The sequence below is a fragment of the Bradyrhizobium sp. LB11.1 genome, assembly GCF_040549385.1.
Classification (GTDB): domain Bacteria; phylum Pseudomonadota; class Alphaproteobacteria; order Rhizobiales; family Xanthobacteraceae; genus Bradyrhizobium.
In genome coordinates, this window is record NZ_JBEPTH010000002.1 from 617,400 (window position 1) to 631,963 (window position 14,564).

At 64.4% G+C, this 14,564-nt stretch carries 12 protein-coding genes; 5 read left to right on the forward strand and 7 right to left on the reverse strand.

The window, feature by feature from the left end:
- The first annotated feature begins 3 nt into the window (after positions 1-3).
- From ABIA96_RS06795 to ABIA96_RS06810, 4 genes are read left to right on the forward strand one after another with little or no spacing between them, the layout of a single operon-like run.
- A complete protein-coding gene (locus ABIA96_RS06795) occupies positions 4-951 on the forward strand; it encodes an ABC transporter permease (RefSeq protein WP_354136247.1) in 948 nt (315 codons plus the stop codon).
- Between the two features lie 9 nt (positions 952-960).
- On the forward strand, positions 961-1,854 hold the full coding sequence (locus ABIA96_RS06800) for an ABC transporter permease (RefSeq protein WP_354136248.1): 894 nt from the start codon (positions 961-963) through the stop codon (positions 1,852-1,854).
- Positions 1,854-2,861: an ABC transporter ATP-binding protein gene (locus ABIA96_RS06805; protein ID WP_354136249.1), complete on the forward strand. Its 1,008-nt coding sequence runs from the start codon at positions 1,854-1,856 to the stop codon at positions 2,859-2,861. Before ABIA96_RS06800 ends, ABIA96_RS06805 begins: the two co-directional genes overlap by 1 nt.
- Positions 2,858-3,844 carry an ABC transporter ATP-binding protein gene (locus tag ABIA96_RS06810; RefSeq protein ID WP_354136250.1) on the forward strand — a complete coding sequence of 329 codons (987 nt, stop codon included), beginning with the start codon at positions 2,858-2,860 and terminating at the stop codon, positions 3,842-3,844. The genes ABIA96_RS06805 and ABIA96_RS06810 overlap by 4 nt, the downstream gene beginning before the upstream one ends.
- A gap of 113 nt (positions 3,845-3,957) precedes the next feature.
- On the opposite strand, the gene ABIA96_RS06815 is transcribed toward ABIA96_RS06810, so the two are convergent.
- The 7 genes from ABIA96_RS06815 to ABIA96_RS06845 all read right to left on the reverse strand — a co-directional run bounded on the left by ABIA96_RS06815 (position 3,958) and on the right by ABIA96_RS06845 (position 12,680).
- Positions 3,958-5,931 (reverse strand): acetyl/propionyl/methylcrotonyl-CoA carboxylase subunit alpha, encoded by a 1,974-nt coding sequence (locus ABIA96_RS06815; protein ID WP_354136251.1) that lies wholly within the window; start codon positions 5,929-5,931, stop codon positions 3,958-3,960.
- Positions 5,928-7,544, reverse strand: coding sequence for an acyl-CoA carboxylase subunit beta (locus ABIA96_RS06820; RefSeq protein ID WP_354136252.1), 1,617 nt, complete (start codon positions 7,542-7,544; stop codon positions 5,928-5,930). The genes ABIA96_RS06815 and ABIA96_RS06820 overlap by 4 nt, the downstream gene beginning before the upstream one ends.
- Before the next feature lie 113 nt (positions 7,545-7,657).
- Positions 7,658-8,524 carry a beta-keto acid cleavage family enzyme gene (locus tag ABIA96_RS06825; RefSeq protein ID WP_354136253.1) on the reverse strand — a complete coding sequence of 289 codons (867 nt, stop codon included), beginning with the start codon at positions 8,522-8,524 and terminating at the stop codon, positions 7,658-7,660.
- Between the two features lie 211 nt (positions 8,525-8,735).
- Positions 8,736-9,536, reverse strand: a complete 801-nt coding sequence (locus ABIA96_RS06830) for a helix-turn-helix domain-containing protein (RefSeq protein ID WP_354136254.1) — start codon at positions 9,534-9,536, stop codon at positions 8,736-8,738.
- Between the two features lie 175 nt (positions 9,537-9,711).
- Entirely contained in the window at positions 9,712-10,368 is a 657-nt protein-coding gene (locus ABIA96_RS06835) for a glutathione S-transferase family protein (RefSeq protein ID WP_354136255.1), read from the reverse strand.
- Positions 10,368-11,531: an acyl-CoA dehydrogenase family protein gene (locus ABIA96_RS06840; protein WP_354136256.1), complete on the reverse strand. Its 1,164-nt coding sequence runs from the start codon at positions 11,529-11,531 to the stop codon at positions 10,368-10,370. Before ABIA96_RS06840 ends, ABIA96_RS06835 begins: the two co-directional genes overlap by 1 nt.
- Positions 11,532-11,543: 12 nt before the next feature.
- Positions 11,544-12,680, reverse strand: a complete 1,137-nt coding sequence (locus tag ABIA96_RS06845) for an acyl-CoA dehydrogenase family protein (protein ID WP_354136257.1) — start codon at positions 12,678-12,680, stop codon at positions 11,544-11,546.
- Between the two features lie 265 nt (positions 12,681-12,945).
- Between ABIA96_RS06845 and ABIA96_RS06850 the strand changes: the two genes are divergently transcribed.
- Positions 12,946-14,496 carry an acyl-CoA synthetase gene (locus ABIA96_RS06850; RefSeq protein WP_354136258.1) on the forward strand — a complete coding sequence of 517 codons (1,551 nt, stop codon included), beginning with the start codon at positions 12,946-12,948 and terminating at the stop codon, positions 14,494-14,496.
- Positions 14,497-14,564 lie beyond the last annotated feature (68 nt).

The window sequence follows — 14,564 nt, forward strand, 5'->3', positions numbered from 1 at the left end:
GGGATGTTTGCCTATCTGGTGCGGCGCCTGTTCCTGATGCTCGTGACCCTGTTCGGGATCTCGGTCGTCATCTTCTTCCTGTTGCGCATCGTGCCCGGCAATATCGTCGACATCCTGTTCGCGGCGGCCGGCTATGTCGATCCCTCCGACAAGGCCGGTCTGGAGAAAGAGCTCGGCATCGACCAGCCGCTGATCCTGCAATATTGGCACTGGATCAGCGGCTTTCTGCGTGGCGATTTTGGCTACTCCTATGTGTCCGAGAAGCCGGCGCTGCAGGAGATCCTGCCGCGGATCCCGATCACCGCGCGGCTTGCCGGGCTAGCGCTACTGTTCTCGGCGTCGATCGGCATTCCGCTAGGGGTCATCAGCGCGGTGAAGCAGGGAACACGGCTCGACTACGCACTCCGCATCGTCAGCCTTAGCGGATTGTCTCTGCCCTCATTCTGGCTCGGCCTGCTCATCCTCACCGCGTCGGTGGCGATGTTCGGACAGATACCGATCTTCAATCCCAATCCGGCCACGTGGCTCGAGGCGTTCGCGACCTACGCCGTGCCGGCGGCCGCCGTCGGCTTCCGCAGCGCCGCGCTGACCATGCGCATCACGCGATCCTCGATGCTGGAGGTGCTGCGGCAGGATTATATCCGCACCGCGCGCGCCAAGGGCGCCTCCGACGCGGCCGTGAACTATCACCACGCGCTGAAGAACGCGATCCTGCCCGTCATCACCGTGATCGGCATCGAGGCAGCGTTCCTGATCGGCGGCCTCATTGTCACCGAGACCGTGTTCAACATCCCCGGTGTCGCGCGCTTCCTGGTCGAGGCGATCCGCTGGCGCGATTATCCGATCGTGCAGAACCTTGTGATGCTGATTGCCGTCGTGGTGGTGAGCGCGAACTTCATCGTCGACATGCTCTACGCCGTGTTCGATCCACGTATCCGGTACACGGATTAGGAGATCAGCTTGGCTGCGATCGACTTTGACGTTGAACTGAGGCGGGCTGGCGCGCATGCGACCGGTGGCTGGCGGCGCGTGCTGTTCCTGGCGCAGCGGCACGTGCTGGGCGCGGCCGGACTCGTCATCATGACGCTGTTCGTGCTGACCGCGATCTTCGCCGACTTCATCGCGCGCTATGATCCGCTGAGCGTCGACGCCGCGCACGCGCTGATGCGACCGAGCCTGGCGCACTGGATGGGCACGGATTCCTTCGGCCGCGACGTATTCAGCCGCATCATCCACGGCGCGCGGATTTCGCTCGCGGTCGGCATCGGCTCGACCGCGCTCGGCGGCTCGATCGGCGTGATCGTCGGTCTCACCTCCGGCTATCTCTCCGGCTGGGTCGATCTCGTGTTCCAGCGCGTGTCCGACATCTTGCAGGCGCTGCCGCTGCTGGTCCTGGCCCTGATCATGACGGCGGCGCTGGGTCCGTCGCTACCGAACGTCATCCTCGCCATTGCCATTCCGCTGATCCCGACCGTCTCACGCGTCACCCGCGCCAACACGCTGGCGCTGCGCGAGCAGCCGTTCGTGGAAGCGGCCAAGTCGATCGGCATGAGCGAAGTCCGCATTGCGCTCCGCCACGTGCTGCCGAACACGCTGGCGCCTCTGATCGTGCTTGCGACCGCCCAGCTCGGCTCAACCATTTTGACCGAAGCCTCGCTCTCCTTCCTCGGCCTTGGCATCCCCGAGCCTTATCCATCATGGGGACGCATGCTCTCCGAATCCGCCGCCGAATATGTCCGCACGGCGCCGTGGCTGGTGATCTTCCCGGGCATCGCGATCAGCCTCGCCGTGTTCGGCGCCAATCTGTTCGGCGACGCCCTGCGCGACATCCTCGATCCCCGGCAGCGCGGCTGATGGCTGATACCTCCGATCTCGTGCTCGACGTGAAGAACCTGAAGACGGTGTTCTTCACCAATTCCGGCCTGTTCAAGGCTGTCGACGACATATCCTTCACCGTCAGACGCGGCGAGACGCTGGCGATCGTCGGCGAATCCGGCTGCGGCAAGAGCGTCACCGCGCTTTCCTTAATGCGGCTGGTGCCCGATCCGCCCGGGCGGATCGTTGGCGGCTCCATCTCGCTCGAAGGCACCGATCTGCTGGCGCTGGATGAAGCGGAGATGCGCAAGATCCGGGGCAATCGCATCTCCATGATCTTCCAGGAGCCGATGACCTCGCTCAATCCGGTGATGCGGATCGGCGACCAGATCGTCGAGGCCGTGCGGCTACACCGGAACCTGTCGACCAAGGAGGCCCAAAACATCGCGGTCGAGATGCTGCGGCTGGTGCGCATCCCCGAGCCGGCGCGGCGCGCGCGCGAATATCCGCACCAGCTCTCCGGGGGCATGCGCCAGCGCGCGATGATCGCGATGGCGCTGGCGTGCCGGCCGGCGCTGCTGATCGCTGACGAGCCGACCACCGCGCTCGACGTCACCATTCAGGCGCAGATCCTGGCGCTGATCCTCGACCTCCAGAAAGAGCTCGGCACCGGCCTCGTGCTGATCACGCATGACCTCGGCGTCGTCGCACAGACCGCGCAGCGCGTGATCGTGATGTATGCAGGGCGAAAGGTCGAGGAAGCCAGAGTCGAGGCATTATTCGCCGCTCCAAAACATCCCTACACCCGCGGGCTGATGGCCTCGATCCCGGCCGTGCCGGCCTCCGGGGTCGCCGCGCAGGAGCGGCTGAACGAAATTCCCGGCACCGTGCCGTCGCTGGTGCGGCTGCCGAAGGGCTGCGCCTTCGCGCCACGTTGCAAGCTCGCGGTGAAGCGCTGCGAGACAGAATACCCGCCTCTCGCCGACTGGGGCGGCGGCCATCTCGCCGCCTGCTGGCGCGCGGCTGACGTCGCGGAGGTGGCATGAGCGAGGCATTGCTCGAAGTCATCGATCTCAAAAAGCACTACCCGGTGCGCGCCGGCGTGCTGCGCCGGCAGGTCGGCGCCGTGCACTCGGTCGACGGCGTCTCGTTCTCGCTTGGCGCCGGCGAAACACTCGGCCTCGTCGGCGAATCCGGTTGCGGCAAGTCGACCGTGGCGCGCAGCGTGCTGCGGCTGGTCGAACCGACCTCGGGCCAGATCCGCCTCAACGGTGAGGACATCACGCATCTGTCCAAGACGGCGCTGCGCCGGCATCGCCGTTCGATGCAGATCGTGTTTCAGGACCCGTTCGCCTCGCTCAACCCGCGCATGACCGCGGGCGATATCGTCGGCGAACCGCTGGCCGTGCATGGGCTCGCCACCGGCAAAGCGCTGGAGGCGCGTGTCGCAAAGCTGTTCGAACAGGTCGGCCTGCGGCCCGACCAGATGCGCAATTTCCCGCATCAATTCTCCGGCGGCCAGCGACAGCGCATCTGCATCGCGCGCGCGCTCGCTCTTGAGCCGCGTCTGATCGTCTGCGATGAGCCAGTCTCCGCGCTCGACGTCTCGATCCAGGCGCAGGTGATCAATCTGCTGATCGATTTGCAGCGCGAGCACGGCTTCTCCTATCTCTTCATCGCGCACGACCTCGCGGTCGTCGCCCATATCAGCCACCGCGTCGCCGTGATGTATCTCGGCCGCATCGTCGAGATTGCCGACAAGGACGAGTTGTTCCGCAACCCACGCCATCCCTACACGCAGGCCCTGCTCGCCTCGGTGCCGATCGCCAATCCGCTGGCGAAGAAGCTCGCGCCGCTGGTCGACGGCGACGTGCCGAGCCCGGTCAATCCGCCGCCCGGATGCGCGTTTCACACGCGCTGCCGGTTTGCGATGGAGCGGTGCAAGACGGACCGGCCGGTGCTGATGGATGCCGGCGACGGGCATCAGGTGGCGTGTCTGCTCAACGAGGGGACGGGGCGATCAACATAGGTCCCGTAGGGTGGGCAAAGCGAAAGCGTGCCCACCACGCCCGACCCGATGAAAGACGGTGGGCACGGCGTTCCGCGCCTTTGCCCACCCGATTGCAGAGCCCGCGGTTCCGACTACGCCCCGATCTCCGCCACGATCCGTCCCGTCGTCACCTGCTCGCCCTCGGCGACGTCGATCGCCGCCACCACGCCGTCGATGCCGGCCTTGTGGACGTGCTCCATCTTCATCGCTTCCAGCGTCATCACCGGCTGACCGGCCGTGACCCGGTCCCCCGGCTTGACCAGAACGGCGACAACCCGGCCGTTCATGGCGGCGCGGATTTTTCCGTCGCCGCCATTGGCTGCGGCGGCTTTCGGAGCCGCAAGGGTTAGATCGGTGACGGCAAGTGGGATGCCGCGATGTGCGAGATAGAGCCGGTCGCCGTCGCGCAGGAATCCTGCGCCGTCCATCACGCCATCGTGGCGGAAGCGGATGGTGTCAGCATCGAGCTGATCGATCTCGAACTTGTCCTGACGACCGTCAGAGGCGATGGCGTAGCTGCCATCACGCTCACGCGTGACTTCGATCTCAAGCGTGTGACCCGAGATTTCGAGTTTTGCAGGCAGCGGGAACGTTGCCGACAGGCTCCGGCCACTCTGCCATGACGGTGCGCGCGGATTCGTGACATAGAGCAGCAGACCCGCCAGCGCCGTCTCGAACGCGGCGTCCGCGCGCGGCGTCAGCAGCTCGTCGCGATGCGCGCCGATGAACGCCGTCGTCGCCTCGCCCCTGGCAAAGCCGGGATGACGCAGGCACGACATCAGGAACGCCTGGTTGGTCGTCACGCCAAGCGCCGTGAGCTGCTCCAGGCCGACGATCAGCCGGCCCCGCGCCTCCTCGCGCGTGGCACCATGGCTGATCACTTTTGCGATCATGGAATCGTAGAACGGCGGGATCTCCGAGCCCGATTGAAGCGCGTGCTCGACTCGGATGCCATCGGGCACCTGCCAGCGCGCCATTCGGCCGGACTGCGGCATGAAATCCTGTGCCGCATCCTCCGAGCAGAGCCGTACCTCGATGGCATGACCGGAAAATTTGATATCCTGCTGCTTCACCGGTAGGGGCTCACCGCGCGCGACGCGCAATTGCAGCTCGACCAGATCAAGCCCGGTGATCGCCTCGGTCACGGGATGCTCGACCTGAAGGCGCGTGTTCATTTCAATGAAGTAGAACTCGCCGCTTTGATCGAGCAGGAATTCCAGCGTGCCGGCACCCTCATAGCGCAATGCCTTCACGGCGGCGACGGCGACTTCACCCATCTTCGCGCGCAGTTCCGGCGTCACGGCTGGCGACGGCGCCTCCTCGATCAGCTTCTGGTGCCGGCGCTGCACCGAGCAATCGCGCTCACCGAGATGGATGGCGTTGCCATGGCTGTCACCGAACACCTGGATCTCGATGTGGCGGGGATTCTCAATGGCGCGTTCGAGGATCACCGTGGGATCACCGAACGCGGCCTTCGCTTCCGACCGCGCGCTGCGCAGGGCATCGGCGAATGATGCGGCATCGGTGACAAGCCGCATGCCGCGCCCGCCACCGCCTGCGACGGCCTTGATCATCACGGGGAAGCCGATCTTGCTGGCTTCCGCGAGCATGACCTCATCGCCCTGCTCGGCACCCTGATAGCCGGGCACGCAGGGCACGCCGGCCTTCTTCATGATCTCCTTGGCGCCGGCCTTGTTACCCATCGCCTCGATCGCTTGCGGCGACGGGCCGATGAAGACGAGGCCGGCATCCTTGCAGGCTTGCGCAAAGTCCTCGTTCTCGGCAAGGAAGCCGTAGCCGGGATGCACGGCATCCGCGCCGCTGGCCCTGGCCGCGGCAATGATTGCGGGAATATTGAGATAGGACTGCGCTGGCAGCGCTTCGCCGATGCGCACGGCCCGATCGGCCTGCCGCACATGGAGCGCATCGCGATCGGCATCCGAGTAAACCGCGACGACGCCAAGGCCGAGCTGCCGCGCGCTGCGCATCACACGCAACGCGATCTCGCCGCGATTGGCAATCAAGACCTTGAAGAACGGTCGGTGCTGCACTGATCCGTTCCTCATGGGCGAGCCACCGAGAATTGCATGCGCTGGGGCGTGCGCGAATCGCCCTCGCGGCAGATCGCGAGCACCTCGGCCAATACCGCGCGGGTATCGCGCGGATCGATCACGCCGTCGTCGAGCACGCGCGCGCTGGTCGAGAACACGTCCATCTGGCCGTCGAACACGCCGATGATCTGCGCTTTCATGGCCTCTAACTTGTCCTTCTCGATCGGCTTGCCGCGACGCGCGGCGGCGGCCTCGGTCACGATCGCCATGGTCTCGGCAGCCTGCTCGCCGCCCATCACCGCGGTCTTGGCGTTGGGCCAGGAGAAGCAGAAACGTGGATGGAAACCGCGCCCGCACATGCCGTAATTGCCGGCACCGAACGAGGCGCCGCAATAGATGGTAATCTGCGGCACGGTCGCCGAAGTTACCGCCTGAATCATCTTCGAGCCGTGCTTGATCATGCCGGCTTCTTCATAGGCTTTGCCAACCATGTAGCCGGTGGTGTTGTTGAGATAGAGGATCGGCGTGCGGGTCTGGCAGCAGGCCTGGATGAAATGCGTCGCCTTGTTGGCACCGGCCGGATCGAGCGGCCCGTTGTTGGTGATGATGCCGATCGCCTGGTCCTCGATGCGGGCATGGCCGCAGACGGTGGCCGGGCCGTAGTTCGGCGCCATTTCGGTGAAATCGGAATCGTCGACGATGCGCGCGATCACCTGTTTCATGTCGACGGAGCGCTTGTGGTCCATCGGCATGATGCCGAGCAGCTCGTCCTGGTCATAGCGCGGCGGCTTGAATTGCGGCACCGTCCGGCCCGGACGCTCCCATTCCAGGGCGGCCATGATCTCGCGCGCGATGCGAAGCGCGTCGCGATCGTCCTCGGCGAGATAATCGCCGAGGCCGGAGATTTGTGTGTGCATCTCGGCACCGCCGAGCTCTTCCTCGCTCGCGATCTCGCCGGTCGCGGCCCTCAGCAACGGCGGACCGGCGAGGAAGGCGCGGGTGCGGCCGCGAACCATGACGATGTAATCGGACAGGCCGGTCTGGTAGGCGCCGCCCGCGGTCGAAGAACCGTGCGTAACGGTGACAACGGGCAATCCCGCCGCGGAGAGGCGTGCGAGATTGCGAAAAATATTGCCGCCGCGGACAAAATCCTCGACGCGGTAGCGCAGCAGATTGGCGCCGGCGCTTTCGACGAGCTGCACGTAGGGCAGCTTGTTCTCCAGCGCGAGTTCCTGCACGCGGATCGTTTTGTCGAGGCCATAAGGCTGGAGCGCGCCTGCATCGATGCCGGCGTCATTGGCGCTGACCATGCAGCGGATGCCGGAAACGAAGCCGATGCCGGCGATGACGCCCCCACCGGGCACGCTCTTGTTCGCATCCGGCACGTCGAACATGTAGCCGGCGAGCGTCGACAGTTCAATGAAGGGCGCACCCGGATCGAGCACCAGCGCGACACGCTCGCGCGGCAGCAACTGCCCGCGCTTGTGGAAGCGATCCTTTGCTGCCGCCGACGCCGCGCGCGTGCGCTCCTCCAGCGCGCGCATACGGTCGATCAGGCCGAGCATGCCGTGGCGATTGGCGTGGTAGGCGGCACTGCCGGGGGAAATGGTGTTTTCGAGAATGGACATAACTCTATCCTAGCCGTCATTGCGAGGAGCAAAGCGACGAAGCAATCCAGGCCACATCCGCTGAGAGATTCTGGATTGCTTCGCTGCGCTCGCAATGACGGGTGTGGCTGCGTTCAGCGATTCGTCCCAAAGATCTTCCGCGCCTCGGCGGGGCTGGCGATCTCGCGGCCCGCGCGGCGGGCACAGGCGGCTATGGCTTCGATCAGCTGGCCGTTCGACGTCACCTTCTTGCCGTCGGCAAGATAGAAGGCGTCTTCGAGACCGGTGCGCAGATGGCCGCCGAGCTCGGCGCAGCGCTGGTGCAGCGGCCAGATCTCTTCGCGGCCGATCGCGGTGACCTGAAAATGCGCCTCGGGACGCTTCAGCTTGATCAGGATCGGCAGCAGCTCCGGATCAGACGGCATGCCTGAGGCTACGCCCATCACAAAATTGTATTCGAGTGGCCCTTTGTACATGCCAACCTGATGGTACATGCCGACGCAACGTACGATGCCGACATCAAAGCATTCGAACTCGGGGATGGTGCCGACCGCGTTCATGACGTCGAGATAGTCCTTCACCTTCTCGACCGCGTTATCGAACATCATCGGCGGCCAGGCCCAACTGTTGTCGGCCTTCACCTTGAGATAGTTCAGCGAGCCAGCGTTGCAGGCGGCAATCTCCGGCCTGGTCTCGCGGATACAGTCGAGCGCGCCGCTATAGTTCGGGCCTGATACGCCCGAGGTGTGGTTGATGATCACGCCGGGGCAGGCCTCGCGGATCGCCTGCTGGATTTCCTTGCTGACGCTGACTTCCCAGGACGGCAGGTGGCCCTTGTTCGGCGCCTGCTGGCGTAGATGGATATGCATGACGGACGCGCCGGCATCGAACGCAGCCTTGGCCTCGCGCGCCATCTGCTCGGGCGTCACGGGCACGTTGTGCTGCTTCGGGTCGGTGAGCACGCCGTTCAGCGCGCAGGTGATAACGGCCTTGTCGCTCATGCCACAAATGTCTCGCACGTTGAAAATCCAACGCTGGCGATCATGTGATGCACGGCATGCGGCTTCTTGCGCGGAGAAGCTGAAGAAGGCCGAGCTTTCGCAGGGTAGGCAAAGCGAAGCGTGCCCACCATTCCGTCCGCGATCGCAGAGAGATGGTGGGCACGGCGCAAGCGCGCCTTTGCCCACCCTACGAGAGCCTTCGAGAGCGGCGTTAGCTCGCCTCCGCGAGCCCCACCGTCTCGCTACTGCGATAGATCGCAAGGTCGCGCGAGCCTACGAAGATCGCGCGCGGCTTCAATCCGTAGAAGCGGCGGATCGAATGGCTGAAATGGGTCGAGTCAGGATAGCCGATATCCTGCGCGAGATGGGCGAGATTGAGGTCCTGATTGGCGAAATGCAGCAGATGTCGCGCGCGCTTCCAGGCACGGAAGGAGCGGAACGAGATGCCGGTCTCCTCCTTGAACAGATGCAGGAAGCGCGAGGCGGAGAGCCCCGCTTCCGCAGCGCAGGTATCGGCGGTCACCGGTTCGCCGGAGAAGCGCTCGATGCGGGCGACGGCGCGCGTCACGCGCGGGTCGAGCGCACGGCGGGGCAGCGCCTCGCCAAAGCACATCTCGTCGAATTCGGCGGTGTTGATGTCGCCATAACGACGGTGGCGCAGCAACGCGTAGGCGGCAAGGATTTTGCGGGCATAGACCGCACGGTCCGGTCCCATCAGTCGCTGGGCCAAAGCCTCGATCACGCCATCCGGCATGCTTTCCGGCTCGAGCGTGACGCTGATTGCGGTGCGGTAGTCACTGGCGATGGAATGTCGCTGGTTCGGCAGGGTGACGAACAATTCGGCGGTGGCGAGAACATCATCGATGGTCAGATGCAGGCTGCCTTTCACCGCGACATAGACGTGGCAGCAACCTGGGGTCCGCTTGCGGGGCCTGCCGAGCAGGCCGGCATAGAAGACCCGCTCTGGCGTGATCAGCATCAGATGGTCGGATTCGCGACCCTTATCTTCCATTGGGATCCTCCTCGCGCGGCTCTTTGACCGCTGCGGACGGAGGTCACCTTAGCGGAAATTTGGGCGCTGTCACGACGGGATAGCGCTGTCATGGCGCGCAAAGGATTACCATTCCGGGACGACGATCAGTCCTCCCGGAACCGCGATGAGACTGCAGTCCCATCCTGCGGAATGCTTACGCCCTCACGCGCGGCGCAACATTCTGCTCGGCGCCGGCCTTCTGCTCCGCAGCAACCGCGCGCTTGAAGCCATCGCGCTGCTGCAGGCATACCCAATAGGCTGCGACATTCGGCCCGAAATCCTTGGCGAGACCGATATTGCTGGCCAACCGCAGTGCGTAACCGACGACAATGTCAGCGGCGGTGAAGCGCCCGGCACACAAGGCCTCAGTATTCGCAGTCGCCGCCTCGACGGCGCGCAGCCGGCCCAGGAACCATTTTGCGTAGTCGGTGGCGACCTGCGGATTGCGGCGCTCTTCCGGCTCGAGCTGGGTGTAGCGGAGCACCAGCGTTTGCGGGAAGGTTAACGTGGCGTCGCTGAAATACATCCAGTTCAGGAAAGCGCCATAGGCGGGCTCTTCGGGGCCGACCATCAGCGGCGTCGGGCCGTGTTTGACGCCAAGATAGTGGCAGATGCCCGAGGACTCCGTCATCTTCGTCTCGCCATCGACCAAGAAGGGAATCGTGCCCAACGGATTGAGCGCGAGATATTCCTTGGCGAAGACCCGCGGCGGGAACGGCAGCATCTTCAGCTCATATAACAGCCCCATCTCCTCCAGCATCCAGAGCGGGCGGAACGAGCGCGCAGCGTCGCAGTGATAGAGCGTGATCATCAAGAACTTCCTTTGCTGCCGGGCAGCGTGCCCATCATCTTGCACAGGACCATCAGCATGACCTCGTCGGCGCCGCCGCCGATCGAGGTCAAGCGGCTGTCGCGATAGGCGCGGCTGACCGGGGTCTCGTTGGTAAAGCCCATTCCGCCCCAATATTGCAAGCAGGCGTCGGTGAGCTCGCGGCCGAGCCGGCCGGCCTTCAGCTTGGCCATGGTTGCGAGCCTTGTGACGTCCTCGCCGGCGACCAACGCCTCAGCAGCGCGATAGATCAGCGCGCGCAGCAGCTCGATCTCGGTCTGCATCTCCGCGAGCTTGAAATGGACGACCTGATTGTCGAGGATCGACTTCCCGAAGGCTTTGCGGTTGCGGGTGTATTCAATGGTCTCGTTGATGATGTACTCGTGCGACTTGAGGCAGGCCGCCGCACCCCAGAGCCGCTCCTCCTGGAACTGGATCATCTGGTAGGTAAAGCCCTTGCCCTCCTCGCCGATGAGGTTGCGCTTGGGCACGCGGACATTGTCGAAAAAGATCTGCGCGGTGTCCGACGAGCGCATGCCCATCTTGTCGAGTTTTCGCGCGACAGTGACGCCGTTGGTCTTCATGGGCACGCAGATCAGAGACTTGTTGCGATGAGCGGGACCATCGCCCGTATTGGCGAGCAGACAGATCCAGTCGGCCTGGGTGCCATTGGTGATCCACATCTTGCCGCCGGTGATGAGGTAGTCGTCGCCATCAGAGCGGGCGCTGGTCTTGATCGAGGCGACGTCCGAGCCTGCGCCGGGCTCGGAGACGCCGATGCAGGCGACATAGTCCCCGGCGATCGAGGGTGCCAGAAATTCGCGCCGCACTTCGTCCGAGCCGAACCGCGCCAGCGCCGGCGTCGCCATGTCGGTCTGCACCCCGATCGCCATCGGCACGCCGCCGCAGGTGATCGCGCCGAGCTCCTCCGCCATCATCAGCGCATAGGAATAGTCGAGGCCCGAGCCGCCGAACTCCGTGGGCTTATTCAGTCCGAGGAAACCGAGGCTGCCCATCTTCTTGAACAGCTCGTGCGCGGGAAAGATGTCGGCCTTTTCCCATTCATCGACATGCGGATTGATCTCGTTGACGACGAATTTTTGTAAACTCCGACGGATGTCGTTGTGGTCGGCAGTGAACAGCATTTCTTCCTCTCGTCACAACCCCATCTGGCGGCTGGCGAGATCCTTCATGATCTCCTCGGTGCCGCCGCCGATGGCGTTGACCTTGACCTCGCGATAGATGCGCTCGGCCTTGATGCCGCGCATGAAGCCGGCGCCGCCGAAAATCTGCACGGCTTCCGAGGCGCAGAACGCCATGGTCTGCGTCGCCTGGTTCTTCATCATGCAGATTTCCGCGACCGGGCTCTCACCCTGCTCCAGACGCCAGGCCAGCATCTCCAGCATCGATTGTGACACCGCGACCTTCTGCGCCATGTCGACGATCTTGTGGCGGATGACCTGGTGCTGGGCAAGCGGCTTGCCGAAGGTCTTGCGTTCCTTGGCATAGGCGACCGCCTCATCGAGGCAGACCCGCGCGAAGGCGGTGCAGCCTGCGGCCATGCCCATGCGCTCGCTGTTAAAATTCCGCATGATGATCTTAAAGCCATGGCCCTCCTCGCCGATCAAGTTTTCGGCACGCACGCGGCAGTCGTCGAAATGCAAGGTCGCAGTGTCGGAGGCCCACCAGCCCATCTTTTTCAGCTTGGTGCGCGACAGGCCGGGCGTATCGCCCTCGATCAGGAGCAGGCTGACGCCGCCGGCGCCCTCGCCACCCGTGCGCACTGCAACGGTCAGATAGTCGGCGCGCATGCCCGAGGTGATGAAGGTTTTTTCGCCGCTCACGACGTAGTGATTGCCGTCGCGCCGCGCCCGGGTGCGCAGGTTCGCAACGTCAGAACCGCCGCCCGGCTCGGTGATCGCAAGCGCCGAAATCTTCTCGCCGGAGAGCACCTGCGGCAGCACCCGCGCCTTCACCTCAGGCCCTGCCGCCCGCGCGATCGGCGGCGAGCCGATGGTGTGGCTCATCAGGCTGGCGCTGATGCCGCCGGCGCCGGCCCGGGCCAATTCCTGGCTCGCGACGATCTTCATGAACTGGTCGGCGACGATCCCGCCATATTCCTCGGGGAATCCGAGCCCCAACAGGCCGATCTCGGCCGCCTTGCGATAGAGCGCGCGCGGGAATTCGCCGGCTTCGTCCCATTCATGGGCGAACGGCGTGATTTCCTTGTCGACGAAGCGGCGCATGACGTCGCGGAAGGCGTCGTGCTCGGCGGTATAGAACGGGCTCTTCATTGCGCTTTCGCCTTCGACGGCTCCTGTCGTTGCACCATGGCCGGAACCTCGACGGCCCACTTGCGCGGAGTGGCTGGCTCGGGAGTCGCCCAGAACAGGCCGCGACCTAGCAACTCAACGCAAGACGCTTTTCGCCCCTCGCAGGCCAACTCCAAATCAAAAAAAGACTGCTGCACAAACTCCGGCTGGCCTCCCAGGGCCACGCCGGTCATGGTGCACGGCAATAAAAATGCAGGCGGCACCAGACCGCCCCAGGGAGGGATTGTTGGCCGTTCGTTACTACGACTGGATCGCTCATCATGCGCGCCGCTCGCCTGGCAAGGTTGCGGTCATTGACCTCGCGAGCGAACGCCACTTCACCTATGCACAGCTTGATGCACGCGTCTCGCGCCTCGCCTCGTACTTCCGCCACACGCTGAAAATCTCGCGCGGCGACCGCGTCGTGGTGCTGGCGCTGAACACCACCGATACGCTGGAGGTGCAGTTCGCCTGCGGACGGTTAGGTGCCGTCTTCGTTCCCCTGAACACCCGCCTCACCGTTCCCGAGCTTCAGTTCATCACCGGCGATTGCGCGCCGAAGGTGATGATCCACGACACCGATCTCGCCGACACCGCGGTAGCCGTCGCAAAACTCTGCAACGTCGCCACCAGCGTGCTGCTCGGCCCCGGCGGTGCCTATGAGGCCGGCATCGCGGCCGCGAAGCCGCTCAACCGAGCCGAGGAGGTCACGCTCGATGATGTCTCGACCATCATGTACACGTCGGGCACGACGGGGCATCCGAAGGGCGCGACCATCACGCATGGCATGACGTTCTGGAATTGCGTCAATCTCGGCGGTCCCGCCTGCATCGGGCCGTCTTCCGTGCTGCTCACCGTGCTACCGCTGTTCCACACCGGCGGGCTGAATTGCTACACCAATCCGGTGCTGCATGCCGGCGGCACAGTGATGATCATGCGCGCCTTCGATCCCGCCGCTGCGCTCGGCCTGATCAACGATCCCGCCCAGGGCATCAACGTGTTCTTCGGCGTGCCCGCGATCTACCAGTTCATGGCGCAGCATCCGGCCTTCGCGACCACTGACCTTTCCCGACTGATCGTCTGCGGTGTCGGCGGCGCTCCGATGCCTGTGCCGCTGTTGAAAGTGTGGGAAGCGCGCGGTGTGGCGCTCCAGCAGGGCTACGGCATGACCGAGACATCACCGGCCGTGCTGGTGCTCGATCGCGAGGACGCGGCGCGCAAGGCCGGCTCTGCCGGCAAGCCGGTGCTGCACACGGAAGTGCGCATCGTGCGCCCCGACGGTATCGATGCCGATGTCGGCGAACTCGGCGAACTCTGGGTCAAAGGACCGAACATCACCCCGGGTTACTGGAACAGGCCGGAGGCGAACAAATCCTCCTTCACCGACGGCTGGCTGCACACCGGCGATGCGACCCGCGTCGATGAAGAGGGCTTCTACTACATCGTCGATCGCTGGAAAGACATGTACATCTCCGGCGGCGAGAACGTCTATCCGGCCGAACTCGAGAACGTCTTGCACCAGATCACCGCGATCGCAGAAGCGGCCGTGATCGGCATTCCCGATCCGCAGTGGGGCGAAGTGGGCCTCGCCATCGTTGCTGTCAAACAGGGGCAGCGGCTGACCGAGGCCGACGTCTTTGCGCATTGCGCGGCCAATCTCGCGCGCTTCAAATGTCCGCGCCAGATTCGCTTCGTCGATGCGCTGCCGCGCAACGCCACCGGGAAGATCCACAAACCGACCCTGCGCAAGGAATTCTCGGTCGCTTCCGACGCGGACAAGAAAGTCGCCAATGCCTGATCAAAGCGCCCTCTTGTGGGCGCTTCTTTGTTTCTGACGTGCCTGTCTCCAACCAAGAAACCCAAGGA

Excerpts from the sequence above, each read along its gene's own strand:
- ABIA96_RS06795 (WP_354136247.1), top strand. The coding sequence starts at position 4 with ATGTTTGCCTATCTGGTGCGGCGCCTGTTCCTGATGCTCGTGACCCTG.
- ABIA96_RS06805 (WP_354136249.1), top strand. The coding sequence starts at position 1,854 with ATGGCTGATACCTCCGATCTCGTGCTCGACGTGAAGAACCTGAAGACG.
- ABIA96_RS06810 (WP_354136250.1), top strand. The coding sequence starts at position 2,858 with ATGAGCGAGGCATTGCTCGAAGTCATCGATCTCAAAAAGCACTACCCG.
- ABIA96_RS06815 (WP_354136251.1), bottom strand. The coding sequence starts at position 5,931 with ATGAGGAACGGATCAGTGCAGCACCGACCGTTCTTCAAGGTCTTGATT.
- ABIA96_RS06820 (WP_354136252.1), bottom strand. The coding sequence starts at position 7,544 with ATGTCCATTCTCGAAAACACCATTTCCCCCGGCAGTGCCGCCTACCAC.
- ABIA96_RS06825 (WP_354136253.1), bottom strand. The coding sequence starts at position 8,524 with ATGAGCGACAAGGCCGTTATCACCTGCGCGCTGAACGGCGTGCTCACC.
- ABIA96_RS06830 (WP_354136254.1), bottom strand. The coding sequence starts at position 9,536 with ATGGAAGATAAGGGTCGCGAATCCGACCATCTGATGCTGATCACGCCA.
- ABIA96_RS06835 (WP_354136255.1), bottom strand. The coding sequence starts at position 10,368 with ATGATCACGCTCTATCACTGCGACGCTGCGCGCTCGTTCCGCCCGCTC.
- ABIA96_RS06840 (WP_354136256.1), bottom strand. The coding sequence starts at position 11,531 with ATGCTGTTCACTGCCGACCACAACGACATCCGTCGGAGTTTACAAAAA.
- ABIA96_RS06845 (WP_354136257.1), bottom strand. The coding sequence starts at position 12,680 with ATGAAGAGCCCGTTCTATACCGCCGAGCACGACGCCTTCCGCGACGTC.